Annotated in this window: 22 protein-coding genes and 4 pseudogenes; 14 read left to right on the top strand and 12 right to left on the bottom strand. The window is 60.1% G+C overall.

Annotation, left to right across the window (positions count from 1 at the left end; translation table 11 throughout):
• The first annotated feature begins 96 nt into the window (after window positions 1-96).
• Window positions 97-1026, top strand: coding sequence for an ABC transporter ATP-binding protein (locus FY251_RS10325; RefSeq protein ID WP_148414625.1), 930 nt, complete (start codon window positions 97-99; stop codon window positions 1024-1026).
• On the opposite strand, the gene FY251_RS10320 is transcribed toward FY251_RS10325, so the two are convergent.
• Window positions 1027-2907: an ABC transporter permease gene (locus FY251_RS10320; protein WP_148414624.1), complete on the bottom strand. Its 1881-nt coding sequence runs from the start codon at window positions 2905-2907 to the stop codon at window positions 1027-1029.
• A 169-nt stretch (window positions 2908-3076) separates the two neighbouring features.
• On the opposite strand from FY251_RS10320, the pseudogene FY251_RS10315 reads away from it, so the two are divergent.
• Together FY251_RS10315 and FY251_RS10310 are read left to right on the top strand one after the other, a co-directional pair.
• Window positions 3077-3286 (top strand): annotated as a pseudogene (locus FY251_RS10315) (hypothetical protein); the annotation flags it as partial.
• A gap of 67 nt (window positions 3287-3353) precedes the next feature.
• Complete coding sequence (locus tag FY251_RS10310; RefSeq protein ID WP_148414623.1) at window positions 3354-4004, top strand: DUF6735 family protein; 651 nt, start codon at window positions 3354-3356, stop codon at window positions 4002-4004.
• On the opposite strand, the gene FY251_RS10305 is transcribed toward FY251_RS10310, so the two are convergent.
• Entirely contained in the window at window positions 4001-5179 is a 1179-nt protein-coding gene (locus tag FY251_RS10305) for a PQQ-binding-like beta-propeller repeat protein (RefSeq protein WP_148414622.1), read from the bottom strand. The genes FY251_RS10310 and FY251_RS10305 overlap by 4 nt on opposite strands.
• 184 nt (window positions 5180-5363) lie before the next feature.
• Between FY251_RS10305 and FY251_RS10300 the strand changes: the two are divergent.
• Window positions 5364-5727 (top strand): annotated as a pseudogene (locus tag FY251_RS10300) (hypothetical protein).
• 111 nt (window positions 5728-5838) lie between these two features.
• Window positions 5839-6633 carry a BtpA/SgcQ family protein gene (locus FY251_RS10295; RefSeq protein ID WP_148414621.1) on the top strand — a complete coding sequence of 265 codons (795 nt, stop codon included), beginning with the start codon at window positions 5839-5841 and terminating at the stop codon, window positions 6631-6633.
• Window positions 6634-6653: 20 nt separating this feature from the next.
• Here the strand turns inward: FY251_RS10295 and FY251_RS10290 are convergent, their stop codons facing one another.
• From FY251_RS10290 to FY251_RS10270, 5 genes are all read right to left on the bottom strand, one after another.
• Window positions 6654-7583: a carbohydrate kinase family protein gene (locus FY251_RS10290; protein ID WP_148414620.1), complete on the bottom strand. Its 930-nt coding sequence runs from the start codon at window positions 7581-7583 to the stop codon at window positions 6654-6656.
• Between the two features lie 643 nt (window positions 7584-8226).
• Window positions 8227-9405 (bottom strand): ABC transporter ATP-binding protein, encoded by a 1179-nt coding sequence (locus tag FY251_RS10285; RefSeq protein ID WP_148414619.1) that lies wholly within the window; start codon window positions 9403-9405, stop codon window positions 8227-8229.
• Window positions 9406-9407: 2 nt separating this feature from the next.
• Window positions 9408-10406 (bottom strand): carbohydrate ABC transporter permease, encoded by a 999-nt coding sequence (locus tag FY251_RS10280; protein WP_148414618.1) that lies wholly within the window; start codon window positions 10404-10406, stop codon window positions 9408-9410.
• Window positions 10406-11398, bottom strand: a complete 993-nt coding sequence (locus tag FY251_RS10275) for a carbohydrate ABC transporter permease (RefSeq protein WP_042662590.1) — start codon at window positions 11396-11398, stop codon at window positions 10406-10408. Before FY251_RS10275 ends, FY251_RS10280 begins: the two co-directional genes overlap by 1 nt.
• 63 nt (window positions 11399-11461) lie before the next feature.
• A complete protein-coding gene (locus tag FY251_RS10270; protein WP_148414617.1) occupies window positions 11462-12952 on the bottom strand; it encodes an extracellular solute-binding protein in 1491 nt (496 codons plus the stop codon).
• Window positions 12953-13049: 97 nt separating this feature from the next.
• Between FY251_RS10270 and FY251_RS10265 the strand changes: the two genes are divergently transcribed.
• Both FY251_RS10265 and FY251_RS10260 read left to right on the top strand, forming a co-directional pair.
• Window positions 13050-15059, top strand: a complete 2010-nt coding sequence (locus FY251_RS10265; protein WP_187367393.1) for a glycoside hydrolase family 15 protein — start codon at window positions 13050-13052, stop codon at window positions 15057-15059.
• 108 nt (window positions 15060-15167) lie between these two features.
• Window positions 15168-16232 carry a TrmB family transcriptional regulator gene (locus tag FY251_RS10260; protein ID WP_042663141.1) on the top strand — a complete coding sequence of 355 codons (1065 nt, stop codon included), beginning with the start codon at window positions 15168-15170 and terminating at the stop codon, window positions 16230-16232.
• Between the two features lie 554 nt (window positions 16233-16786).
• Here FY251_RS10260 and FY251_RS10250 read toward each other — a convergent pair.
• Both FY251_RS10250 and FY251_RS10245 read right to left on the bottom strand, forming a co-directional pair.
• Window positions 16787-17071 carry a type II toxin-antitoxin system RelE/ParE family toxin gene (locus FY251_RS10250; RefSeq protein WP_049914854.1) on the bottom strand — a complete coding sequence of 95 codons (285 nt, stop codon included), beginning with the start codon at window positions 17069-17071 and terminating at the stop codon, window positions 16787-16789.
• Window positions 17061-17357, bottom strand: coding sequence for a ribbon-helix-helix domain-containing protein (locus FY251_RS10245; protein ID WP_148414616.1), 297 nt, complete (start codon window positions 17355-17357; stop codon window positions 17061-17063). Before FY251_RS10245 ends, FY251_RS10250 begins: the two co-directional genes overlap by 11 nt.
• 323 nt (window positions 17358-17680) lie before the next feature.
• Between FY251_RS10245 and FY251_RS10235 the strand changes: the two genes are divergently transcribed.
• The 3 genes from FY251_RS10235 to FY251_RS10225 are packed head-to-tail and all read left to right on the top strand — an operon-like array spanning window position 17681 to window position 19466.
• Entirely contained in the window at window positions 17681-18193 is a 513-nt protein-coding gene (locus tag FY251_RS10235) for a winged helix-turn-helix domain-containing protein (protein WP_148414615.1), read from the top strand.
• Window positions 18190-18642, top strand: a complete 453-nt coding sequence (locus tag FY251_RS10230) for a hypothetical protein (RefSeq protein ID WP_148414614.1) — start codon at window positions 18190-18192, stop codon at window positions 18640-18642. Before FY251_RS10235 ends, FY251_RS10230 begins: the two co-directional genes overlap by 4 nt.
• 2 nt (window positions 18643-18644) lie before the next feature.
• On the top strand, window positions 18645-19466 hold the full coding sequence (locus tag FY251_RS10225; protein WP_148414613.1) for an SWIM zinc finger domain-containing protein: 822 nt from the start codon (window positions 18645-18647) through the stop codon (window positions 19464-19466).
• A 43-nt stretch (window positions 19467-19509) separates the two neighbouring features.
• Here the strand turns inward: FY251_RS10225 and FY251_RS23330 are convergent.
• A pseudogene (locus FY251_RS23330) lies at window positions 19510-20009 on the bottom strand (hypothetical protein).
• 211 nt (window positions 20010-20220) lie between these two features.
• Between FY251_RS23330 and FY251_RS10215 the strand changes: the two are divergent.
• The 3 genes from FY251_RS10215 (at window position 20221) to FY251_RS10200 (ending at window position 22857) form a co-directional block, all read left to right on the top strand.
• Window positions 20221-20409: a hypothetical protein gene (locus FY251_RS10215; protein ID WP_049969031.1), complete on the top strand. Its 189-nt coding sequence runs from the start codon at window positions 20221-20223 to the stop codon at window positions 20407-20409.
• Between the two features lie 91 nt (window positions 20410-20500).
• The gene (locus FY251_RS10210) at window positions 20501-20881 is read left to right on the top strand and encodes a hypothetical protein (RefSeq protein ID WP_049969030.1); all 381 of its coding nucleotides are present in this window, start codon (window positions 20501-20503) and stop codon (window positions 20879-20881) included.
• Between the two features lie 1076 nt (window positions 20882-21957).
• Window positions 21958-22857, top strand: coding sequence for an SOSS complex subunit B family protein (locus FY251_RS10200; protein WP_148414776.1), 900 nt, complete (start codon window positions 21958-21960; stop codon window positions 22855-22857).
• Between the two features lie 288 nt (window positions 22858-23145).
• On the opposite strand, the pseudogene FY251_RS23385 reads toward FY251_RS10200, so the two are convergent.
• A pseudogene (locus FY251_RS23385) lies at window positions 23146-23442 on the bottom strand (hypothetical protein).
• A 1098-nt stretch (window positions 23443-24540) separates the two neighbouring features.
• Here FY251_RS23385 and FY251_RS10190 point away from each other — a divergent pair.
• Entirely contained in the window at window positions 24541-25041 is a 501-nt protein-coding gene (locus FY251_RS10190) for a hypothetical protein (protein WP_255516658.1), read from the top strand.
• A 28-nt stretch (window positions 25042-25069) separates the two neighbouring features.
• On the opposite strand, the gene FY251_RS10185 is transcribed toward FY251_RS10190, so the two are convergent.
• Entirely contained in the window at window positions 25070-25354 is a 285-nt protein-coding gene (locus tag FY251_RS10185; protein WP_148414611.1) for a PadR family transcriptional regulator, read from the bottom strand.
• Window positions 25355-26982: the final 1628 nt, after the last annotated feature.

The raw sequence follows: 26982 nt of genomic DNA, 5'->3' as shown, positions 1-26982 counted from the left end.
AAGATTTTTGCACGTTCACAGAATACGGGAGCGCATGGCCCTCCAGCCCACACGCGTCGCCAGCGAACGAACGCCCAGAGCGGGCGGTGACCGGAGATGACCGCCATCGAGACGCGCAGCCTCACGAAGCGCTACGACGGCGCGCCCGCCGTCGCCGACCTCAACCTCACCGTCGACGAGGGCGAGGTGTACGGCTTCCTCGGCCCGAACGGCGTCGGGAAGTCCACGACCATTGATATGCTGATGGACTACACACGCCCGAGTACGGGGACAGCGCGAATTTTCGGGTTAGACGTCCGCGAGGAGGCAAGCACGATTCACGCCCGCACCGGCATCCTCCCGGACCGTTTCGGCGTCTACGGCTCGCTCACCGGCCGCGAACACGTCGCCTACATCCTCGACGCGAACGACGCGACCGGCGACCCCGAGACGATCCTCAACCGTGTCGGCCTCACGGACGCCGTTGACCAACGCGCCGGGGGGTATTCGAAGGGGATGCAACAACGCCTCGGCCTGGGGATGGCCATCGCCGGTGATCCAGACCTCCTCATCCTCGACGAGCCGTTCTCCGGACTGGATCCGTATGGAGTTCGGTTAGTCCGTGAAGTCGTCTCGGACGAGCGCGACCGCGGTGCGACAATCTTCTTCTCCAGTCACGTCCTCGACCAAGTCGAGCGCGTCTGCGACCGCGTCGGCCTGCTCGCCGACGGCGAACTCGTCGCCGAAGGCACGCCGGCAGAACTCCGCGCGACGGCAGGTGTCGAAAGCCGCCTCCGTATCGACGCCGACGCCGATGATACCGCGCTCGCGGCCGTGCGAGCCATCGATGGCGTCACGCGTATCACGCGAACGGACGGTCGAATCGAGGCCGTCTGCGACGCCGCGACTCGCTATCGTGCGCTCGAAGCACTCGCCGATTCCGGGGCGACGATTCGGTCGTTCGACGTCGATGTGGGCACGATAGAGGACGCCTTCGTCGCCATGGCCGACGGTGAGCCGACGGCGCCAAGCGAGGACGCGCCGTAATCAGTCGAGTGCGCGGCGTCGATAGCTGATGAGGGCGAACGCGACTGGGAGTGCGAACCAGCAGAGGAGTTCCCCGAGGGCGACCGCCGGATGAAGATACCAGACAGGGACATCCGCGCCGTAGGCCGCCCGCACGACCACAATATTTGAGAAGACGTTCGACTGAAGCGCGTCGGTGAGTACCCCGGCCGCGTTCCCGGCAGAGTTCGGGACGCCGAGGAGGGCGTTCGTCACGACGTGATAGAGTCTCGCTGGCGGCGCCCACCGGAGCAGAAGGTACGTCGGGCTCGCTGGCGGGGAGAAGCCGTTTACGGCCGTCCCGGTGAGCGCGCCGTAGACGATGTTCGAAATCTGGAACCACGTCAGGTAGAGGCCGGCAAGCACAAGGACGGCGACGCCCGCGACCGTCTGCCGGCGTACGACTGTCGAGAGCGCGACGCCGAATCCCGTCATGCAGTAGACAAAAGCGACAGTGATCGCAAGGAACCCGACGAGTACGTGTGGTGGGACGACGCCGTGCTGGAGGATGGCGACGAGGCACGTTCCGAGGACAGCGAGGACGAGCGAGAACGCGATTGCGCTGGCCCGTCCGATGATAACACCGACGAGCGTCGCGGAGCGCGAAACGGCCGTCCCGGCCGTCATACGAATGCTCCCGGAGTCGCGTTCGGTGACGACCGTGCGAAATGTCAGCAGAAGCGTTCCAAATCCGCCGATAACGCTGATCGGCGATTGCAGGGCAGCAAGCGGCACGCGCGCTCCGAGGGCATCTCGAACAAGTGTTGACGGCGAGAGGCTGAGGACGCCGGCGACGAGGACGGTCGCGCCGAGTAGCCAGACGCCGGAGCCGTGCGTAAGCCGGCGGAACTCGCGTCGCGCGAGCGGCTGCCACCGTCCGGGGAGCGAATCCACCCAGCCTCCGCGGCCGACGACCGCTGTGGCCGGCGTTACGGCGACACGCGGGAGTGACGGACGGTTCGCCCACGTACGGCGGAGCCGGCCGGGGCCACCACGCGGGGTGAGGTCGCCATAGCGGATTGCCGAGACACCCACGAGGAGCGCGAAGGCGGGCCACGCAAGGAAGATGGGGACTCCGACCCATACCGGCAGCGGGGGGGACGCCGTAGCCAGCGTCCCGTTGTTGCGGAGCGCATCGCTCACTTGGAGCGCGGCACTTCCGGGACCGACCGGGACCCCGAGGAGCCAATCCGTGAGCACGTAGTAGGCGCTCGGCAGAGAGACCCACTTGAGAGCAGAGAACAGCTCGGGGTGGGCCATCCCGTTACTCGGCGTGGAGCCCGTCACGAGATTCCAGAGGAGCGCAACCGTGATGTCGCTCCAGAATACCCCGAGGAGGAGCGTGACGGCGAAAACGACGCCGGCGGCGCGCGTGGTCGAGGACATCGCGGCCGAGAGCGAGACGGTGATGGTCGTCCACGCGAACGCATAGGCGGCCGCGGCGACGAGGAGGCCAGCGAGCACGGGGAGAGAAATACTCCCGTACGTGTACGTCCCGTAGGCGACGAGCAGCGGCGTGGTGACGAGGACGGGAACCATGATGGCGGCTCCGCGGCCGAGAGCCTTCCCAACGACGAGGTCGGTGCGGGAGAGTTCAGTGCCAAGGAGCACGCGGGCGGTGCCGCTCTCGCGCTCGCCGACGACTGATCGGAAGCCCAGCGCGGCGGCGGCGAACGGAACGACAATTGCGACGGCGGTCTGAGCGCGTGGAAACGCGGCGGCGTCGCCGAGGTGTCGGACGACGGCCTGTTCGGGACTCGTGGGGACGCGGCTCACGAGGAGGAGACAGAGCGCCAGAAGCCACGGCGTCTTTCCTCGGAGGCATCGCTGGAACTCTGTTCGCACGACTGACATGGAGGGCATACTGGAGCAGGTTTTGCGCACTTGTATAAGAACTTGTGATTGAGGAGAACTGTCGATTCTGTTCAGTCTAGTAGTCGGGTATATCGAGTCAGACTTGACGTGAACAAGCACTTGCTTAGTTGTTCCTCCTGTCCCATTGCGGGAACTACGGTGCCGTCCAACGAATTGTGAGGATGGACTTCCGGACTACGAAGGAGGTCTCGTCACTCACGAGTTCCTCCGAAAGCTGGCCAACCATCTCGAACCCGGTGAAGAACTCGACATCCAGACGGCGGGGTTCACGAACTGCCGCTTCCCCGTGCTTGCGAAGCGGTACGTCGTTCGCGACGGCGAAGTCCTCCACGCCGATCTCAATTCCCTCAAGCCGATCGACGAGTAGAGTTGTTCGTCCCCCGGGAGGGGTGCGGGGCGATCCAGTCGCGGTCGCCCCGTGAGGTGATTGTTCAATGGGCCACCGCACACTCGTTGCGTACGAACGCACAGACGGACAGTACACGCTCCACTACTCTCATTGGGGCGCAGCGAACCTGAAGCTCAAGCACCGAATCTCGTCGGAGTCGCCGTTCGGTGGCGACGACACCGACACCACGTGGGCGAAACAGCTGCTGGCGGAACTGGCCGATGGCCTCGAAGCGGATGCGGTCGACGGCTATCTCGTCAGCGAGGATCGACCGTCGACGGTCGTCGAGCCGAAGTCCCGCGCCACCGGGCTCACCCTCGACGAAATCGTCGCTGACCCTCTCGACTATCTCCACCACGAGGCGTTCTTTGTGGTGTCGACCACGTTCGAGGTGACTGCATACCGGACGCTGTGGTTCGGCCTGCAGTACGATTCGGAGACGGTCGAACAGGGAGAGACGGTCGGGAACGGCGCGCTCGCGACGGTGCGCTGGTACGACGGCGAGCCGGTCGGCGACGACCACCTGCAGGGACAGTTCGTGGCCCTCAAGCACGTCGTCGTCGACATACTTGACACAGGCGTGTTCACGCCGTCGACGGCGAGGCAGTACCTGCAACGGAAGCTGGCCGAGCGAGTCGGGGACCGCCAAGAACTGCGCATCCCCAGCACCGACCAGCACCCCGTTCGTTCTGGTTAGTCACAGTTCGTTCGTAGCGTCACCGAATTCCCAGACGTGAAAAGCAGACCACGGCTGATAGGCACACGTCCTGTTGCAGCCGTCTCAGACAGAGTCCACAACTCGCTCCCGTCCTCAATGCTCAGACCGACAGTCCGGTCAGTCGTCGGAACGACGACCGACTCCCCAACGACCAATGGGGGGCCTGCGACATCAAGGGCTTGTTCCCACTGGACGTCTCCACTCTCAACGGCCAGCGCATACACGGTTTCCTTGTCCGCGCTGAAAACGCGGCGGTACCCGACCGCTGGCGCGAACAGGTCACCATCGTACATCGCTTTTGACCACTGCCGGTCTCCACTGGTGGCATCGAACGCCACGAGTTCGTAACGGTCGTAGCTCGCGAGGACGACATCCTCCGTGCGGACGAGCGGTTCCGGGATATTTGGCCCAGGGATCCCCCACTGGGTCTCACCCGTCTCGCGGTCTAGCGCGTAGATTCCTTGGGCGGCAGAGCCATCTGCCGTGATGTACACAGAGTCATTGTCGATGGCCGGTGGTGCCGGGATGCTTGCACGCTGGTGGTCGTCACCGAACGACCGCGCCCACTGCGTATCGCCGGTAAACGTATCAAGAGCGGTTACATCGCCCCGATCGCTCGTGGCGACGAGGAGGTCGTCAGCGACGGTCGCCGGATTGGGTCTGCCAGCCGTATCGTGTGTCCAAGTGGTCGTCCAGCTAGCGGTGTCGAGTGCGACGATCCCGCCAGTCGATGGTTCAGTATAGTCGCCAAGTACGGGCGTAACAGCAATCGAACCTGCGAGGGCTGGCGGCCCAGTTGGACGCCGATTGAGTTCGTGGGTTGTCTCGGAGGACCCGTCGTCGAGTTGTACGGTGGTCACGATTCCACTCTGCTCGCGAGGCGCGCGGCCGACGACGACAGCCGTATCATTTGTGGCAACGAGTCCGGTGATATCGATATCGTCTGCGAGGGAACTCGTCCAATAATCACCGCCAGCCGTGAGCGTCGGCTGATCGGGAACGGCGTTCGTATTGTGCGGAGAGGCACGTGTCTGTGGCCACTGCGCGACGCCAGGATCTGTCGGTGTACACGAATTGGTCTGGCAGCCGGCAGTTGCCGCGAGAACCGTCGTGGCTGAGACTACAAGGTATTCACGGCGCGATATGGAGGGCATCTGACCGAAACGTCGGATACAGAACCCATAGGGGTTTTGGGTATCCATCGGTGGGCGGGTTACTCGAAGCCAACTGCTGTTTTTCAGGGGCCGGAATGGGTGAGTCCCGCCGGAGGCTCGTGATTTGATGCCCGAGTAACAAGGCGACGATCCATTCCACGATTGCGAGTTAGGTCCCGAGGCGATCCTCGGAACACACACCTTCGAAGACGTCCTGTTCACCAACGGGACGGAAACCCCGGTGAACGTGTTCACCGGCGAGACACCGGCACATTCGCAAGCAACCGTCGAGGAAGCGAAGGAGTTCGCTGCGAGTATCGACACGGAGACGCCCCAAATCGCGCTCCCCGCATCCGTCGAGTCGCAGGTCGAAACACAGAGCAAGCCCTACACGGCAGCCGCATTCTTCCACTTCAAGGCGACAGGCTCGCTCGAACGCCACCGCGCCTACCACGCCGTACGGGGCGGACTCGTTCGCAGTCGACTTCGAGGCTGACTACGCGTCGGGCGACTTGACCATTATTGTCGACCGAGTGGAGGTGGCCTGAAAGCGAGAATACAACTCTGTGCCTCAACACGCGATACCGCTCGAAACCAACATTCGTCCTCACAGAGTCACATATCTGTACGGTTAAGTCTCTCGAACGGCCACATCGGATATGGATCTCTTCAGCACAGAAACCCCAATTATTGGCATGGTCCATCTACCTCCCCTCCCGGGTTCTCCTGGGTTCGAGGGTGACCGGGACGCAATTCGAACCCGGCTTCTTGAGGATGCGTCAGCACTCGAGTCGGGTGGTGTCGACGGTATTATGCTCGAAAACTTCGGTGATGCCCCGTTTTATCCAGACCGGGTTCCTCGGCACGTCGTCGCTGACGTTGCAGCACTCGCCGGAACACTTCGTGAGAACGTTGCAATCCCGTTTGGCGTGAACATCCTCCGAAACGATGTTCAAAGTGCCCTCGGCATTGCCGCTGCGACAGATGGTGCCTTCGTTCGCGTGAACGTCCATACCGGTGGTCGGCTGACTGATCAGGGTCTCGTCGAGGGAATGGCACACGAAACAGTGCGTCTGCGTGACCAACTCGATACTGACGTTGCTATTCTTGCAGACATCGACGTGAAACACTCTGCGCCGCTCGCCGAACGGTCACACAACGAGGTGGTTGGTGAACTCGTCGAACGCGGTGGTGCCGACGGAATCATCGTGAGTGGGACTGGCACGGGCGAGGCGGTCGATACGACGGTTCTCGAAGCAGTGGTTAACGCTCGCGATGCTCGCGGTCTCGACGCCCCTGTCTTGATCGGAAGCGGTGTCACCCCTGAGACGGCACCCGAACTGCTTTCAGTCGCTGATGGCGCAATCGTTGGAACCGCGCTCAAAGAAGGTGGCAAGACGACGAATCCCGTCGACGAAGCAGCGGTCGAACGCCTTGTCGCGTCCGTTCGATAGGCCTCGCTGTCCCCAGGGGTTCACTGCGTCTCGATAAACTCCCGAACGTCGGGTTCGGATGGGAGGTTGCCGCGTGCACCCGGTTCAGCACAGTTGAGTGCCGCCGCGGCAGCGGCAAAGCGCCCTGCGTTGCGTGCTGAATAGTCATTGAGGAGCCACGTGTGAATTAGTCCCGCAGTAAAGGTATCCCCAGCGCCGGTCGTATCATTCACGTCTACCTCGAAGGCCGGGACGTCGGTTACTATGTCCCCTTCGAGAAGGCGCGCTCCGTTACTTCCCTGTGTAACCGCCGCACGAGAGACGTTCCGCTGTGTAAGCGTGGCAACGGCCTCGTCGGCACCACCACCAAAATACGAGTGTGCAGCGACCTCGCCGACTACGAAGAGATCAACAACAGAAAGCAGTCGGTCAATCGTCTCCGGTGTTGTCCCTCGGCCTTCGAGTTCCGAGAGTGGGCCTGCGAGGTCAAAGACGAGTGTCGAAATCTCACGGCGTTCACGTGCGGTCACGAGTTTCGAGACGACCTCATCCGGAGCATAGGCACTCGTGAACACCACACTAGCGTCACCTGCATACTCGATATCGCGCGCATCAAGTCGAAGGTTTGGAACGCTCTGGCCCCCGGCGACGATCATTCGTTCTCCATCTGGATCACGGAGAATCAGCGTGTACGACGATTCTTCGGGTCCAGCTTGAATCCGAGAACAGTCAACCTCGCGTGTTTGGAGGTCAGATTCGATCTCGGCGGCATCATCGACCCCGACGCGTGTGATGATTCCTGCCGTGTTCCCAAACCCAGCGAGGGCTGAGGCGACATTTGCAGCGACGCCACCCAGGTCGGTCGCGTGGTCACGGGCGAATGCACCACCGTCAGGTTTCGGTAGATTCGACAGAGAGTAGTTGTGGTCGATGACGGCGCTCCCGACCGTCACGACATCGAACGATGACATATGCCTACTCAACGTTGGTTCGCCTTGAACATACAGGGGTTCGTGTTTGGAGGTACGTCCCGATGGCTGTGAGTGACTCTGTATGGGTTCGTGTTCGTTGAGCAAATCATGTCACTAGGTCAGGACTTTGGGCAACGTGCTGCGCCCGTGATCCCAGATGGATATTCAAAGCACAAAGGACCAGCCGATTCGGATAATTCGTCCCTGTCGGCGAGGTAGATGGTTTGTGCTTTGGAAATCACGGTGTGGTGACCGTCAACCCAGTTCCTCTACTCGCCGAACACGAGTAGACGTTGGTGCTACTCACAGTTGACTATTAACCAACGAGTGAACAGCATTCTTCTCTACGTTGGGAATCTATCTAGACTGTCTGACGAATATCAGACCTCACCGTTTCCACTAATACACTTATACGATGAGGGGTAGCGGAACCTATTCTCCCCCCATTATGGAAAAACCAAGGCTAAACTCCGCCCTGCAGGAAAGTATGGATGTCAACGCGTCTTGATAGAAACTGCGGAACCCATCTGTGCTCGGCACACCCTTGGTGTGAGGAGAGGAGGCCCAAGAGAGCGGTTTCTTTCGGTGGCCTCCAAGAGTTACTGCGTCTCACCGTCGCCGACGGCGAGGTTGCCGGGTCGCTTCAGTCGTCTGCGTCGGCTGTCGTCTCGGTCTCTAACTTGCCTGAAACGGGGGATAGGCCGTGGGCGAGTGCGTTTCCTGACGCCGTATCGAAGAGGTGGATATTCCCCCGGTCTATCACGACTTCGACGTCCGTGTCTTCCCGAATCGTCGAGTCGGGCTCAACGCTCATCAGCAACTGGTCATCAGTCCCTGACTGGTTCATTGAGGTTCGACCCTCGCCCAACAGCATGTACGCGAATATCTCGTCACCCATCGGTTCGAGAATATCGACGCACGCGGCGATGAGCGAAGAGGAGTCTTCGACTTCGACCCGTGCTCCGCCGGGATAGATGTCTTCGGGACGAATCCCGATGGTTACCTCGTCACCCACCTCAACAGCCTCGACAGACGCCGGATCGAACGCGAGCGAGAAGTTCGCTGTCGAAAGCGCGTCTTCTGTGACCGTCGCCTCGGCGAAGTTCATCGAGGGCGAGCCGATGAAGCCCGCGACGAACAGGTTCGACGGCTCGTTGTAACAGACCAGCGGCGGGTCTATCTGCTGGAGTTGGCCGGCGTCAAGGACGGCGATACGGTCCGAGAGCGTCATCGCCTCTTCTTGGTCGTGGGTGACGTAGATGATGGTCGTGTCCAGTTCCTTGTGGAGGCGCTGGAGTTCGGTCCGCATGTGGACCTTGAGCTTCGCGTCGAGGTTCGCTAACGGCTCGTCCATGAGAAAGACATCAGGTTCACGGACGATGGCGCGGGCGATGGCGACGCGCTGTCGCTGGCCGCCGGACATCTCGTCGGGCATGCGTTCGAGCATCCCCTGCAACTGGACGATTTCGGCGGCGCGCTCGACGCGGCGCTCGATTTCCTCCTTGTCGTAGTTGCGGAGGCGAAGCCCGAAGGAGATGTTGTCGTAGACGTCCATGTGGGGGAACAGCGCGATGTTCTGGAACACCATCGCCACCCCACGGTCCTTCGGTGGGAGGTTCGTCACCTCGCGGTCGCCGATGTAGATCTCACCCTCACTCGGCTTCGTGAGTCCAGCGATACTTTCCATCGTCGTCGACTTCCCACATCCCGACGGGCCGACAAAGCAGATGAATTCGCCGTGGTCGATGTCGAGGTTCATGTCGTCGACCGCCGTTACGTCGTCGTAGTGCTTGCTTACGTGTTCGAGTCGTACTCGTGCCATTGTTATTCTTTAAGTGCTCCTGCGGTCAGTCCGCTGACGATGCGTTCCTGCGCGATGATAACGAGGACGACGACGGGGATAACCCCCACAACACTCGCTGCGGCCATGAGGTTGTACTGCGTCGTGTACTGAGTCTGGTAGCTGAGAATCCCGCCGACGATCGGCGACCACTTGGACGCTTCGGGCGACGTCGCCATAATCGAGCTGAAGAAGAACTCGTTGTAGACGCTGATGAACGTGAGGACGCCCGCGGTCGCCACGCCGGGTGCTGAAAGCGGCACGATGACGCGGAACAGCGCGCCCAGTCGGGTCGTTCCCTCCACCCGCGCGGCATCCTCCAACCCGTCGGGAATCTGCCCGTAGAAGGTCGTGAGGATGAATATCGACAGCGGCAGGAACAGCGCGCTGAACGGCATGACCATCGACCCCGGGGTGTTCAGTAGTCGGGGCGGCGTGAATAGCGGGACGCCTACGAACGGAATCGTTATCGGGGCGTTACCGGCGAACGCCTGAAACAGCGGGATGACGAACGCTGCGGGCGGGAAGTAGCTGATGGCGAGGATACCGAGCATCAACAGCGCGCGTCCGGGGAACTCGATCCGTCCGAACACGTAGCCCGCGAGGCTCGCGACGACGAGGACGATAACTGTCGTCGTGGCAGCTAGCACGAAGCTATTCAGCACGTACAGGTGGAACGGGACCTGTTCGAAGACGGTAACGAATGCCGTCGGATTGAATCCTTTCGGAACGGGGAGCGGGAACGTGCCGCTGACACCGAATATTTCGACCGTCGGGAGGAAACTCCCGGAAAGCAGGTTCCCCTGCGGCGTCACCGCGAGGACGAGTAACCAGTAGAACGGGAATACTGTCGTGACCATGAAAAATGCCATCGCGACGTAGAACAGCGCTCGATACACCCGTCGTGGGTTGTGGATCGCGTTCCGTGCCCACCGCGCGAGCGGACCGGCGTCGTCTGCCGTGCCGTCGGTTTCGCTGGACATTATATCGCGTCCTCCCCCTGCCACAGGATGATACCCATCACAACGACGCCGATGATGGCCGCTGTCACGAATGCGATGGCCGCGGACGTCCCCTCGTGCGTGTTGAACGTCGAGACGACCATGCAGGAGAGTGAGGGGACGACGGTACAGCTTGAGACCGTATCGATGATACCGTACACGCGCATCGCCTGCACCGAGCGGAATAATACTGCAACTCCGATGGTCGGCAGGATGAGCGGGAGCGTGATGTATCTGAACTGCTGCCACTTGCTCGCACCGGCGACGCGGGCCACGTCGTACAGATTACGATTGATGCTCTGGAGCCCGGCAAGGATGAGTAGCGCCATGAACGCCGAGGTCTTCCAGATGTCAGCGACGATAATGATGAACGTCGCGCTGACCGTATCGTTCAGCGTGTTGGTTGGTGCCACTACTCCGAGGTCGGCGAGAATCGGCGTCGCGAATCCGACGTTCGAGTCGAACATCAAGAAGAACATCATCCCCTGGATGACGATTGGGACGGCCCACGGAATGATAATCGCCGCACGGACCCACCGCCGGCCGTAGAAGTCTTGATCTAAGACGAGCGCTTGACCCAGTCCGATGAGGGTCTCGAACAATACGCTGGCCACGGCGAAGATGAGGGTTATTACGAGGGCGCTATCGAGGAGACTCGCGGCGTCGAATCCGGTCGGGAGGAACGTCGTTCCACCGGGGAGGAACCGGTTTTTCTCTCCGGTGAACAGCGCGACGTAGTTGTCGAGACCAACGAAACGGACACTGGAGAGGTCAGTCGAGACGGCGTACAGTGACAGCTCGAACGTCCGCAAGAGTGGGTAGATAGCCACGATACCAAGCAGGACGAATACTGGGGTCAGCAGTAGGTACGCGTACTGCGTGTCGCTCAGGTTCTCCAGCCACCGCAAGAAGACGACGACTGGCCCCGACTGCCGTGACTCACGTGCCGGCTCCGCAGCCGTATCGGCGCTCATACTATCCCTCCGAGAGGTGTGGGACTCATGGTTTGATCTGTTGAGTGTGGAGCTCTCAGCTCGTCAGTTGCTTCTCTCAGTCTCTTCGAGGCTGGATTGGAGCGTCGCCATCGCCTCGGCCGACGACACCTCTTGTCCGACCGCACGATTCGCTTGTTCTGCGATTTTGCTCGATTGGTTGTTCCAGACGGACGTAACCGGTCGAGCCATCGTGTTCTCACCGGCGACGCGGAGCGTGTCCATGTAGTCGCCGGTCGGTTCGAGCTCCGAAGCCGTCTCGGAGTTGAACAGGCTCGCCCGCGGCGGTAGCCATCCCTCGACTTCCAGGAGGAACAGCTGGAACTCCTCGCGCATCGACGCTTGGATGACCTGCGTGACAGCGTCGAGCTTCTGGCTGTTCGGGTTGACAGTAATGTGCCAGCCACCGAGTGCGGAGGTGGACCCACCGGTTCCGGGGAACTGCGCCTCGCTTTCGGGGACGCCGTAGGGAAGCGGCATCGTCCCGAGGTCGTCGCCGAACTCCGACGCTGCTTGGTTAATCGCGTACGGCCAGTTGCGGTGGAACACGGCGTTCCCGTCGACGAACGGCGCGAGCGAACTGTCTTCGATCCACCCGAGGATGTTCGTCGGTGTGAAGCCACCGCCGTAGTCGCTGAACTGCCCGTCGAAGCTCTCGTCGTGGACGAACTTTCGCATCATATTCAACGAGTTAACGACCGGGTCCGAATCGACGGTGACGGGTCGTTCGCCGACGGGACCGAAGAGGTTCTCGCGACCACCGAAGTAGGCGCCGCCCCACGAAGACAGGACCTCGTTGAAGGTACAACAGGCGGTTCCGACGTAGATATCCCACTGGGTGGTAAAGCCGTAATTGACGCCCGAGACCTCCTGTGCCTCGGCAGCGATGTTCGACCACCGCTTCCACGTCATCGGCTCGGTGGCCCAGTTCTCCTCGGTCGGATTGTAGCCGGCCTCTTCGACGAGATCTTTCCGGTACAACATCGTCGGGTAGTCGGGGTACAGCGGAACACCGAACAGGTCCCCGCTGGCGGGGTCGATGGCCGTCTCAGTGAATCCAGCGAAGTACTCGTTTTCGATGGTCGAACGCGCACTTTCGGGGAGAACCTCAGAGAGGTTAGCGAGCTGTCCCCGCTGGATGAAGATGTTCACCCAGCCGTTGTCCATCATGAACATATCCGGCGTCGTCTCCTGAGAGCTCAAGAGCCGGTTGTACGTCGAGCGACGCTTCCCGCTGTCCGGCTGGCCCGGCTGGAACTCGACGCGGATGTCGTCCGAGAGCCCTCCTTTCTCGTGTAGCGCAGTACGGAGTTGGTCCGCGTGGTCCTGTGCGACAGTCGCGTCAAAGCCCCAGACGACGGTCGTTCCACCGCTTTCGGACTCACCGACCTGTCCGCCGGTGTCGGAGCCGTTGCCGAACATACTCGCACAGCCGGAGAGGCCCGCTGTGACTCCCGTCGCACCAGCAGCGGCGATAAACCGCCGTCGTGAGACGCTCTTCTTCGTCGTCTTGCTCGTCTCTGGGTTCGCTGTCATCGTCCGAATTGTTCATCAAAATAGGGACACTTATACTTTAGGGATTAGATTTGAGATATCACAAGAACTTTATCTGAACTCTGTGGCCAGTAGGTGTATGGGACTCCGACGGTCACTCGACGATTACAAGCAGAACGAAGACGCGACCGACGTATTTCCGGGCGAACGCCGCACGCGAAGAGGCAGATTCAGCGGGTCGGACAAACGCCTCGTTCACGTTTCACCAGCCGGATCACTCCGGGACTACTCGTACCCACTTTCGGGCTTCGGCGGCATCGTGTCCTCACGTTTCGGCGTCCGTGTCGGTGACGCGGTCGAGTGGTTCGATGCGCTCGACACGGGGAGCCAGACGTACCAAGCGGGCCGGTCGCTCGTCGAGACGACGCACCGTCTCGATGGATTCGACGTGATACAACGCGACGTTACCGATGGACTCGCCCACACGACGACGTTTGAGCTTGGCGACGGTGCACCGGAAGATGCCGAACTGGCCGGGTTCGTCGAGATCAGCCCGGAAGGTCGAGACGGGCGCGTCGGGCAGCTCGTCCACGACGAGGCCGTCGAGGTGTACCACAACCGCGAACACGACTATCTCGGTACCTCGACTGAGTTCGTGGAGTGTACGCCCCAAGTGCTCGAACGGTTCGACGAGATACTCGCCGCGGAATCGCGGTCGTTTCCGGAGTTCGGCGCGTCCGAAGAGTACGAGGAGAGTCGCCTCACCGGCGGTGTTGGGGTCCGCGTCGCTTTCGAAGACGGTGAGACCAGTCTCGTCACCCTGCTGTCGGACATCGAAACGCAGTCTCGCTCGGATGCGCTCTCTGCGGTCGCGACCCGGACGCGACGAACCAACAGCGATTCAGCCGCGCTTCTCGCGACGGCACGGCAGGCAGGCCAGTACCCCACGGTCGCGGACCGACTTGTCGCGACTGACCTTTCGGTCCTTGAGTTACTCTCCGCACCGACTGGGGCCCGAATTGCGGGGCCGGACTTCGACCCGTACTACCAGTACTCCGGCGGCTACGGCTACACGTGGTTCCGAGACGACGGGGAAGTTTCGACGTTTCTCTTGGAAGCCGACGAGTCGCTCGGGTTCGATGCAGCCGAGATACACCGACAGAGCGCCGAGTTCTACTTGCGGACACAGTTACCTGACGGCCGGTGGCCTCACCGGGTGTGGCCGATGAACGGCCGGCTTGCGCCGGGATGGGCGAACGGCCACATCGAGGGCACGGAAACGCAGTACCAAGCCGACCAGACTGCGAGCGTCCTCGTTTTCCTCGCCGAGTATCTCTCGGCGTACCGACAGTCGCTCCGAAACGTCACCGTCGAGGCCATCGAGAACGCGTTACAGTCGGGAGTCGACGGGCTCGACAGTTCGCTGGAAGACGATGGCTTTCCGACGGTGTGCGAAAACGCGTGGGAGAATACGAATGGTCGTTTCACGCACACTGCCGCGAAGTTCGTTCAGGCCTACAGTACGATTGCGGCCATCACGTGCGATGCAGCCACCAGAGAGCGCGCAGCTACGCGGGCAACGCAGGTCTTCGACGCGCTCGATATGGCGTGGGCCGCCGACGAGGGAATCTACGCGCTTCGATTAGACGACGGTGACGGTAACTTGGACGACCGAGTCGACAGCACGACTTTCTCGCTCGTCGACGCCTACCTCGCCTACCGGGCCATCGAGGACATCAGCGAAACACGACTGCGGCGGCTTGAGCGCCATCTCCACACCGCGTTCTCCAGGCTCTGGAAAGAGACCGACGACATCTCCGGACTCACGCGATTCGAGGGCGATACGTGGCGGCAGCGAGGGCAGGGAAGCGAGAAGGTTTGGACCGTCTCGACTGGCTGGGGCGCGTACGCGGCCGAGAAGTCGATTCGACTCTTCTCGTCGACCGACGAGTACGATTCCGAGAAGTGGGCCGACCAGTTGTTCGACCAAATTGATCTCGACGGCAGTCTGTGCCTTCCATCGGGGTACCTCCCAGAGCAGTTCTTCGACACTGGGGCGCCGGACAGCGCGACGCCGTTGGGTTGGTCCCACGCCATTCGACTAGCCACGCACGCATCCCGTGTCACCCGAGGTGCCCGCACCGAGTAGGGAGTGTTACATTCGAACAACGGGGTTCGAGGCGGTTACCCGCCGGACAGCTCCCTGTCTGTACTCCCATACTAAGATTTATCCCCCGCCTTGGCCGAACACTTGGGTATGGTGGAAGACGAGGTGGTGGACAGCCTCATGCGGATCGGGCTCTCGGACAAGGAGTCACGAGCATACGTGACGATACTCCGTAACGGGGCTACGACAATCCGGGTCGTCTCCGAAGAGGCTGACATCTCTAAGAGTTACGCGTACGATATCGTCGGGAAACTCGAGGAGCGCGACCTCATCGAAATCGACGACCACGTCCAACCGACGCAGTTACGAGCGATTCCGCCCGCAGAGGGCATCGATAATCTCGTTTCTCAACTACAGACCGTCGAATCCCAGTTAGAGGATCTGTTTGACTCCGAGAGCTACGAACAGCAGAAATTCAGTATCATCAAATCTCGACGGACGATACTCGCTCAGCTCAACAAGCTGATCGACACCGCTGAATCCGAACTCGTTCTCGCACTTCCCGCATCGGTTCTTCATCGGGTCGAAGACTCGCTCAGAGAGGCCCAGAGTCGGGGAGTATTTTGTATGCTTCTCGTCACGGAATACGACGGCACGAGTTCGATCGACGGTGCGACTGCGAGTATCATCCAGACGTGGAGCGCCCCGGCGCCAGTGACGCTGACCGTTGACCGGGGTGACGGTATCATTGCCTCGGCAGATGCGATACTGAACTCGAACTCAGATGAGTACGCCATCTATCACGCCGAGGAGCATATCGTCTCCTCGTTGTTTGACTCATTTATCGCCAACTACTGGCCGATGGGTGAGCAGGTACACGTTGGGTCGAAAAGCCAACTGCCGGCGACGTTCACGAGCTTCCGCCATGCGGTGTTCGACGCGACGTTACATCTGATGGACGGTGCTGTCGTCACGGCCGAGATGGACATTCGTCCCACCCAGAGTAACGCGGCGTTCGAGACGACTACTGGGACGATCGTGGCGGTGAAACAGAGCCTCGTCCGGCCCTTCTCGAACGACTTTCCGACCCAGGAGTCGTTCGTCGTTGAGACGTCTGACGACACGTTTACCGTCGGCGGCTCGAAGGCGTTCTTGGAGGATTTCGAGGCCCGACGCGTCATTTTCCGCTCGGTCAGTGATACAGAACAGGAATAGCGTTTCCTGTACGTTCTCACCGACTAGTCGCCGTCTCAAGAGACACTCGGGCTGCACACTAAGCGAGTTCGAACTGAAGAGATGGACGTCTCGTTACTACAGAAGGGAGGAATCAAGAGGTGAAATCGGAGTCAGGGAACATCTACGAGGTCGACGTTGCGAGTGCGACGTGTACGTGTCCAGATTTCTCGAAGCGGAACCCGAGCGGTGGGTGCAAGCATCTACGGCGGACCGATCTCGAAATTCGGAGTGGGAACGTCCCTCGTCCCGATGGCCGTCTCCCTGAGACGACAGACGTAGTTGAGCTACTCTCAACAGTGATTCGGCAGTTGAACCAGGAGATAGAAGAACGGGAGACCGGCGACAGACACTCGCTGCTACAGTAGCGGTTATCGAGGAACTCTCGAGTCAATAGACGAGAGGTTTAACCAACGTTCTGCAACACTATCTCGATTCTGTTGGTTAAGGTAGCCGTATCACTCCCGAACTGAGGATACTTCATTGCTCAAAAACCAGCCGCTAATTTGAGATACTGATGCTTCTTGTTCTGAAGTTCAATCGTCGGCAGTATACGCACCACTTCGGTGCTCAATTCGATGGACCTCGAGGATTGACTCGTCGTAGTCCAAGACACAAGCCAGACGATACTGTCCGATACGGAGTTTCGAGAATGGCCCACCAGTTAACGGCTCAACAAAGTCGTCAGGATCTCGCCACTCTGAGTCGACAATCTCGTCGAGCTTTGAGACGATCCGGTCTTGAACGTGCGTATCGAGCCCTTTGAATTGGTTCGCAGCGCGTGGTGAGAACTTCCACGTCCAGTCTTCCTCACTTACCATCCGTGTCTCGATCCATCATTTCGAGGACTTCGTCTCGCGAGACTAAATCTGATTCACCGGACCGGAGGTCGTGTTCGCTCGCTGCGATTTGCTTCCATCCTTCTCGCGAAAATTCGGGATGTTTGATGGCGTCACGAGCAGCGTAGCGAAGGAATTCGCTCCGTGAGTTGAACCCCTGTTCTTCCCACGTTGCGTCGATGTCTTCGAGAAAGGCTTTGCTTAGCCGGAGGTTTATCTGCACCATCTCTGGGCCGTTATTGCTGGACCCTGTATCAGCATCGGACATATACGTGTGCTATGCGTCCGTGTAGGCATAAGCCTTCTCCGAAGAACTACCTGATTGCCTTGATCGAATTCTCGGTGTCGTCGAAAGATTGGTCTGTACGTATCCACATCATGATAGCGTAATCGTCTACAAAGCGGGGCAAGACACGGCCAGTGGGTAGCGCAAAGCGACGTCGCGGCGACAGGGAACGTCACACCGACCACAGTCCGGACGCATCACGAGACGTTAGAGGAGCATGTAGCCTGACAATGCTCGCCTACAAGCACCGGAGTTAGATAATTTTCCCAGAAAACTATTTGTTTCTAGACTGCGTAGCATCCAGTATGACCGAGACGTGGGACGACGTCAACGAGCAGGTCAAGGCGGACTGGAAAGACGACACTACTCCGTTCGAGCGAGTGTACGAAATCGTCGAACAAACCCACGACGGGCAATCGGCAGCCGAGATTGCCGAGCGGGCCCTCGTGAGCGAGCCGACGGCGCGTCGCCACTGCAAGTCGCTCGTGAACACCGGGTTCGCGGAGACGGAACAGGACGGCCAAACAACGCTGTACAAGCGCAACAGCGACCGGGTGTTGATGTCGCGGATCCGCGAGCTGCGTGAGGAAGTTACTCGACCCGAGTTGCTCGACAGCATCCAGGAGATGAAGGCCGAGATCCGACGCTACGAGGACCGCTACGACGTGGTGTCACCGGAGGAACTCGTCCAGCAACTCGACGCCGACGAGACGGGCGGCTGGGACGACCTCACCGCGTGGCGCACGACGCGGCAGAATCTCGCCGTCGCCCAAGCCGCGCTCGCTTACGACGAGGCCAGCCACCAGCTCGCTGTATGAACGGTAACGACCGCGCCGGCGAGTTCGGGCCGATCTATCTTCCGGCACTCCAGCGGATTCGTGACCTCTGGCTCGAACTTGAGCCGCTCGTCGACGAAACGGCGTATGATGATGTCGTCGCCCCTACGGAACTGCAGATCAGTCTCAGCGATGGATTGGGCGACGCCGAGAGCGCTCGGCTCGATATCCAGTGGAGCGAACTGGGGATGTATTCGTTCCACTACGTCGATAGCAACGACGTCAACTGGCGCTTCGATCGCCATCCGAACACACACTCCCCCGAGATCCATTTCCACCCGCCGCCCGAGGCCACGACGACGGACGCCGAACCGTCCTGTATCGACGTGACCGAGGTGTCACTCGTGACGCGTGCCGTCCATGCAATGTGGCGAACAGCGTACGAGGATGATGCACTGGATCGGCTGAATAGTGCGTCAAACCCACCGTAAAGATGGATGTAACCGAGGACGCAGTCCGGGACATCTGCACGGACGCAGTCTTCGAACGCGGCGAACGATACCGTGAGGAGGGCCGTATCCACGGGATTCACCGCATCGACACCACTGTAACCGCAGTCGTGAGCGGCAGCCGTCAGTACGATGTCCGTGTTGACCTCGCCACCAACGGGTTTGCCCCGTGGTGCGACTGTCCGTACGACGGGCCGGGAGCATGCAAGCACGTCGTCGCCGTGTTGCTTCGGTGTGTCGACGACCCACCTGCAGACGAAGGCGATCGACTTGACGCCACACTTGACGGTGCCGACGCCGACCAACTCCGCGCGTTCCTGCGTGACGAACTCGCGACCAATACGGATCTCCATGATCGGTTTCTCGCCCGCGTTGGCGAGCCGACGAGCCAGTCGGTCGACGAGCATCGCACCGCGATCGACCGGCGGTTCGAAGAAACGAACCCTGAGTACCCCGTCGTCTTCGAGCCCATCGACTTCACGCAGTGGTTCGATCTCGCGAGCGAGTACCGCGAGCAGGAGCGGGACGCGTCGGCGGCGACCGTCTACCGGGCACTCGTTGAGTCGCTCGACGACAACATGGAGCGCGTCGACGGCGCGTACGACCACTTCTCGCGTGCGTTCAGTCGGGCACTCGACGGGTATGTCGACTGTGTCACGACCGCAGAACGGGACGCTGATGCAATCACTGACGCCGTCGCATTCCTCGACGAGCGGGCGACATCGGGAACGCCGCTCCTCGCGGAACATTTCGAGAAGGCCGCGGTCGAGCTTCGAGAGAAGCTGGGCGAGCAGTCCGACGAATAGCTGTGTCGCCCTATGACACCCGCAGGTTCGACGACCGCGAAAATTAGTTTGTGTCACGGTCAGCCACATCGATCATCTGTTCGCGAGGGGCTTCGACATCCGAGTAGAGTGCCAACGCGTGCTTGATGAGTCGGCGGTCTTCCTGGTACTCCTCCCAACGTCCAATACCGTCGCGGCGTTCGCGAAGCTCGCCACTTGCGAGGTCGCCGTCGGCGAGCGACTGTTCGAAATCTTCCCATGTCTCGACGTCGTAGGTCGCCTGCCACTCCTCGATCTCCTCGGTTATCGCGACCAATTCGTTCCGCAACTCCTCGCGCGTGTTCTCCTCGATGAGCGTGCAGATTTCCTCGAAGAGCAGTCGCGTGTAGTCCGGCTGGTAGCGCGTCGTCTCGCCGGCCTCGACGCGGCGCAGCTGGCCCTGGTCGACGAGCGCCTGGTGCTCCTCGTTGGTCGTGCTCCAGGCGGCGCGGCCTGCTCGCTGATCTAGTTAACCGACCGGGGTTCACGAAGTATCGGTTCAAGGCCCACGAGTCGATCCCGGATGAGGCGTGGACGGGACAACTGATCTGGGAGTGCCGGGTGTGTGGCTCGGCTCGCTACGGGCCCAGTCTCGAGTAGCACTAGTACTGGGCATAGATTAACCAACAGCCGGCGGGTGTCGTCGAGGTTCGTTGGTTAAGGTCGGCCTCCTCCAACCCCGACGCCAGTCTCGATGGGGAGTCTTTCCGCGCCGGCGAGCAGTGAGGCGCTTCCGATGGAGCAAGAGTTCAAACAGGGCTACCGGATGCATCGTATACTCAGCAATCTCAACCGACTCGACATCGACCGGTTGGATGAGGCGGATCGAGAGCGAGTCAAGACCGCGAGAGACCTCCTGGAGGAGGTGAGCCTTCTCACGCGGCCGGGCGACGGATCCGGGGCAGACGCCCACGCAGACTCCTAACTGGCGTCTCCGGCCACGCCTCGGGAGGCACTTCTCGCGTCGGTTTATCGCCCCCGACAGGGGTGCGGGGGCGACCCCGTGAGGTCTAGACATGGCGACACTACAAGCTGCGACGACGTCGACCGGCGCGATTGTATCGGATCCGCAGGCAGTCCGCGAGCTCTGTGAGAGCTACTGCTTCGGGACGCTCGACTGGGAGGTGACCGAAGACGGAGAGTTCACCATCTGGGGTTACGACGACTTCGAGGTGTACGAGGCACGGGAGAACGGCCTCCCAGACTACGAGAGCGGCATTGTAACCCACAAATTCTTGCGAAAACTCGCCGGCTACATCGAAGTCGACGAGGAACTCGATATTCAGACGGCCGGGTTCACGAAATGTCGCTTCCCCGTGCTGGCCAAGCGGTACGTCATTCGCGACGACGAGGTTCTGTATGCAAACCTCAGTTCCCCCGACCCGATCGACGAGTAGCGTTTTGGTCTCTCCTAAACGGACCCCACGTTTCCGACGTTCTTGACGACCGGCTAGCAGAATTCAATCAGTCGTCTGCACGTGTTCGGTAAGTGAATCGTGTCGGTACGTTTGGGGGGCGACTGCTCGGGTTGCGCGCGCTCCGGCGGGCAGACCGTTCCTGCCGGGCCCGGGCGTTTCGCGCTGCCGTTGCGTCTGCGACGGACGGGGCACGGTCGCGGGGCCGGGTCGGGCCGGGTGCAGCCACCCGATACCGGTCAGCCCCGAGGGCGGGTCTGCGAGCACTCGACCCGCATCCGGGCCGTGACCGAGACCGGGCTGACTGCATCTTCACCAGCCGTTGGGTCGGCGCTCCCTCGATGCGGTCGCGCCGCCGGCCGGCTGGTTCAGACGTGGCCGCTTGCGCGGTCCGGGCGGGCTGCTCGCCGTTCGGGCGATAGCCCTCACCCCTCGTTCGCCCGGGCTACCGCGGCTATTGGGGGCTCGCCGTGCTCACCCCCAATATGCCACGGTCCGGGGCTCACTCAGGGCTGGCTGTGCGGCCTGCCGGGCGTGCGCTCAAACTCGGCCGCGACGAGCTGTGGGTCCGCGGGCGTCCAGCCCGCACCGGGCTGCCGCACGAGGCGTTTCCGTTGCGTCTGCGACGGACGGGACAGGCTCGTGCGGGTCCGGGCGCGGTGCTGTTCCGGCGGGTCCTCGCTCTCTGCGGCCTCGCTGTGGCCGTATGCGACGCCGTTCACCACCGTATACCCCCCGGCCGTGCCGCCTCGGCGCCGCGGCCGCTTCCGTTGCGTCTGGCGACGGACGGCGGTCGGCAAGGCGCCGACCCGCGGTGACCGGATGGGTATATGGCGGTGACCGCGCGCTCACCTCGAGGTTCACCCCCCGCACTCGTTTGTTGGGGTGCCGTCGGTGCCGCGCCGCGCCGGACAGGGTCCGGCGTGAAGGCGCGGCGCGGGCACCTCGGTGACGGCGTCATCGGTCGACGTCGAAGCCGTGGCTCAAGCAGGTTGGTTCGTGAGAATCCCGCGAGTGGAGTCGCGGGCGTCGGCGCGTCAGCGCCTTCAGGAACTACAATGTCTAGTAACAACTCCAGTCGAAAGGTAGTTTCGGTGGCTGAACAGGCGTTCGAACACGCGGACGAGACGGCGGTCGACGAAGACGGGTTTGAGGTCGTCGACGAGACGCCGACGTTCCAAGCGACGGTGCAACAGGAGATTCAGGCAAAGGTTGATGCGAACCACCCAGATGGGATTGCAGACACGAGCGACGAGCGGATTGACGGGGTGACGTTGGCCCAAGAAGAGCGCATTCGAGCGCGGGAAGCCGAACTCGAACGGATTAGTGCCCGTGCGGAACTGGGCTCGCAAGACGGCCGTGAGGCGCGGTCGCGGGTGATTGCGGCCGAGCGGAGCGCTGCGCGACGGCGGCAGTTCCAGAAGCGTGCGGCGAGCGTGAATCCGGTGATGGACCCCGACCGGGCGGATCCCCGGACGGAGCTGACCCAAGAGCAGTTGGGTGCGGTGAACTCTCAGGCAAAACGGTTGGCAGAGAAGCTGGATGGGTGGTCGCGAGCGGCGATCAGTCGGCGACTGAGTGAAGCGGTGTTGAGCGGGAAAGACATGATGTCGGCAGCGGTAAGCGTGTTCGAAGAACTCGAAGGTGCACCGGGAACAATGGTGCCGATTGGGAAACTGGAGGGCGTGTCGCGACGCGAGGTGTGCGTTGAAGGGACGCTGACGACAGTATGGGAGTCTGAGTCGCCGGCGATTCAGCAAGCGGGGGTACTCGAAGACGAAAGCGGGCAGGTGAAGTTGACGAGTTGGAAGGCGTCGGACGTGCCGTGGATTCGCGAGGGCGAACGCGTGCGGATTCACGGGGCGGCGCGGAACTGGTACGACGGACGTGTCTCGATTGCCCTGACGGGGTGGACGACCGTGCACTTCCCCGAGCGCGACGCTTGGTGGGACGCCTAACGGCGCGAGGCAGTCTCTTTTTTTGCTGGTGGCCGGACCAACCCAGACCCCACCGCCCCACCCTCCGCTCCGTGCTCGCAGCCGCTGTGCGCGCAGCCACGACCTTAGTCTATACTCAACACCGAGATCGATGTTCATGGCGGCAACCTCCTGTTATGAACAGCAGGCTCTGTTGAAGTCCTTATACTTTGACAAAATCCGCGTGACACAGACAGAGGGTGTATGCATCAGGTTACTTGTGAGAACAGCGCTCTCACAACGCCGGTGGACTCGAAGGCCTTCCATCTATCACGCAGTAATGAGGTCGGGTGCGAAGAAGATGACCACGAGGAGACTCACCAGTACGGTAATCGCCGTGAATCTCAGGACACCAGCTTCCCGTCGGCGGGGTTTCGGCAGGGACTCAGCAATTCCAGAGAGGGTCATCCCGACGATCACAAACAGTAGCGTAGAACGGTGTCGCCCCTTCTACAATGACGTAGTACCCCTGCTGCCCGGCCAGCAGTAGCGCGCCACAGAGGAAGACCAGTCAAGGGGACGTCCAGATGACTCGCTGAACAGCGTTTGGTCGATGATGGAGGGCATCGAGCGCGCTATTTACCCGCGTGGAATAAATATGAACTGTGTTCGCCCGCCGGCTGCAGGGATTTTCATAGCTGTGCCGAGCGAACGGTGCAGATGGCGCTGACCGACTCGCGCCCTGTATTCAGCAGCGATCTCAAAAACTATCAATGATTGTAGAGTCCAGCAGGAGCAAGACAACACACAAGTGAGGGCTTGCAACTACCCTACTGAGGCACTCTACCGAGACGATTACCCAGTAGGTACAGCGGCCCACCGAACAGTAATAACAGCAATGAGGCACCCCCGCTCACAAACGAATACGACACTAGATTAATCTCCCCCCGATTGATGCTAAAGAAGCTAAATAAGATGACGAAGACGACAACGACCTCACCCAGTAAGAGAAGTCGTCGCTTACGTTTCGGTTTTACAGTTCCCAGAACGAATTGGAGACTCAACACCACTGAACCGAAGAGAATCCATTCTTGAAACTGAAGTTTGGTGAAATCTCCAGTTCGAAGTTGCCATGAGGCGAGTATGGCTACAAAGGTTATCGTGGCGGCGCTAAGGCTTGTAAGAACTGCTCGTCGCTTCGTGATTTGCTGTGGTTGGTCTTGACGCCAGAATTGTATCGTTACGAGAGTTACGAGACTAACTGAGAGTGTACCAATAAGAAACAGTACAAACTCGAATACACCGACGATTCCCCACGCACTTGGCAGAAGACCTATCGTTGTTGCAAATCCGTATCCGGAGAAGAAGAACCCAATTGTGAACATCATCGCGAGGATGAAGTACGTCATGAGTTCGTCTCCTTGAGGAGTCGAAAATGAAGTCCCTGAGTTCTGCATGAAGCTATTTCTAATATGCTGCATCTGACAGACATTAAGTACTTTCTTGAACACCCGATTTTAGCTTTCGTCACCTGTTCACATTAGGTAGCTATTCAGTACTCGCCGGTCAGATGTGTTTCTCACGACCGACTTGCGCGCTCTATTCAGTACGGCCTCAACAAAGTATCAGGACTGAGGATTTCAACAGGAGCCGAACAGCAGGAATCACGGTCTAATAACGTGAGGTCCAGAAGTACTATAAAACATGTATTTGTAGTGACTTATCATGGCTGGAAATGTCTTTCTCGTCCCGTGTGACCCCGGAAACTTCCGCGAAACAGTTCTAACCCACGTTGAATTGGATGACTATCCGGATCACCCTGCTGCACTTTCCAACCTTGAGTCTGTCCGGTTCTGGGGTGCCCGTGATGGTGAGAGTAACCGAAACTACTTCGAGAAAATGGAGTCAGACGATCTTGTATTGTTTTATCAGGATGGTCAATACGTAGGTGTTGGGTTCGTTGGGCTAACATTTGAGGATTCTTCCGATTGGGCAAGCACAACGTTCTGGCGGAACGCACCGTCGAATCTCATCTACACGATTACTGAGTTTGACGAGGTCGCTGTTCCGCGGGCTGCTGTCAATCGAATCTTTGGGTATGACGATGAGTACTATCCCCAGGGATTAATGCGGGTTGCTTCAGGTCGCGTCAGCCGTCGACCAGTCGTAATCAAGCGAGCGGTAACAGAATTCGATGCAAAGCATAGCCCGCGACAAGATACATAGCGTATCTTTGTGGTCGCCTTGCTAGTTCTTACTCGGTGAGTTCGCTGGTATACTGCTGTTCCCAGTCGTCGCGGGCTTCGATTTCTCGACGACCGCGAGCGGTGATCGCGTAGACGTTCGTTCGGCGGTCCTTTTCGCCCTTGTCGAGCAGTCCCTTCTCGACGAGCGTATCGAGATTGGGGTACAGCCGGCCGTGGTGGATCTCGGTTTCGTAGTAGTCCTCGAGTTGGTCTTTGATTGCGAGGCCGTGTGGCTCGTCCAAGCCGGCGGTGACGTACAGCAGGTCGCGTTGGAACCCGGTCAAATCGTACATTTTGCTGCCCACAGCTAGTTTAAGAATACATATACGTTTGTTGGCCATCGGCCGGGGTTCAGAGTGGCCTCGCTGGACGAACGTTTATATCCGAACATACAGCCACGACGTGGTATGCCGCCCTACCGTGACCGGACCGCGGAGTTTCGACCATATGGTGAAGCGACGCAGCTTCCGGACCCACAGTTGGAGACTGACCATGCCGAGTACGGCGATGAAATCCCGGAGCGTGACTACCCAGCCGGCGACGAGCCGGACACGAACATCTGTCAGTCCTGCGAGCGAGCTATCTCATCGACTCAGAGCCAGTGTCGGTTCTGCCTCGAGCAAGATGTCTCGGCCCCAGACAGCACCTCTGACCCTCGCGAGCAACCACTCCACGGCATCATCTGTCTGCTCGTTACGTCACAGTCACCGCGGGGTGCACTCGCAAAAGGGACTGCAGCAGCCCGATTACTGCAGCGTTCCCACTCATCTCGTGTCGACGAGTGTACACTCATTGAGGCGCTCGAACAGCCGATCGCGGCGCCACTTCGAGCGCGGTGGGGTCACCTCCCGGACGTCGTTCCTGCGACTGGCTCACGAGAGGATGGATTCGTGGCGAAAGCACGGTCAGTCTCGTTGTGGTCCACTTCTCCTTCGGCGGAGGGTTCTGCTTCCCGGTGGTACGACGCTGCTGGGACACAGATCACCGAGGATTCCCGTCGTGAACGGTTGCTTTCGGACTCGGAGACGTGGATTGTCCCAGCGATTGCGCTTCGACAAGCGTCTATCGACACTTCCCCATTACAGTCGGCATCCACCTCACCAACACGGCAACTGCTCCGTTGTCAGTCGTGTGGTGAACAGACACCGCATCGGTTCGATTCACGCGAAGGTAGTCCGCCTGCAGTATGGGCTGGAGAGTCGGTCTGGCAGTGTTCCGTGTGTCGAACACCGCAGTACGGACCTGATCCAGATATCTGATGTTGGTCCGAGGATGAATCAGGGGGTTCTGTTGAGTTCCTTGGAACTAACAGAGATCGTGTGACGCAGATCGAGGGTGCATTCATCACAGAACTCTCGTTTATTCCATCTCACTCACTCTGAACTAACCGGTGAGTAGTAAGAACGTAGTTACCGGCTGTTTCTGGAGGGATGCCGTCGAAAATATTGTCCTTTCCTACTGGCACTACTCAACCGCTTGTTTGAGTAGTGCGATTGAGACAGCACCGACCGAAGCTAATTCTGCGGCCGTTCTAAATAGCTCAGAACTGAGCGCGATGTCAACAGTATGCGGTAAGAAGTCGAACATTTTGGTGGATACCCCCTAAGATAGCGGTCGACCGACTGGTTGGTAATACTTCTGCTGAATTGTCCAATAGTTGGACAGATATTGTACATCCATTGTACAGTCAGCCCTGTCTTGAATATCTGATTCCAGTTAGTGTTACTCACCACCGTTCCGGGCTGCCGAGATATAATCTAAGCAGTCGTTTTGAGCGACTCGACTCTCTCAGGCGGGATATTATACGGGGCCTCTAGGACCCAAGAGCAACTGCACTCGTGACTTCTGGTGCGTCGTAGTGGGTTGTGTTTGTGTGCGCCGGCGATGGGCGCCGGCGCAGGAGGTCGGACAGACTTCGACT

This window comes from Haloferax sp. KTX1 (assembly GCF_902410085.1).
Lineage (GTDB): Archaea > Halobacteriota > Halobacteria > Halobacteriales > Haloferacaceae > Haloferax > Haloferax massiliensis.
This window is presented reverse-complemented; position numbering and strand designations above follow the sequence as displayed.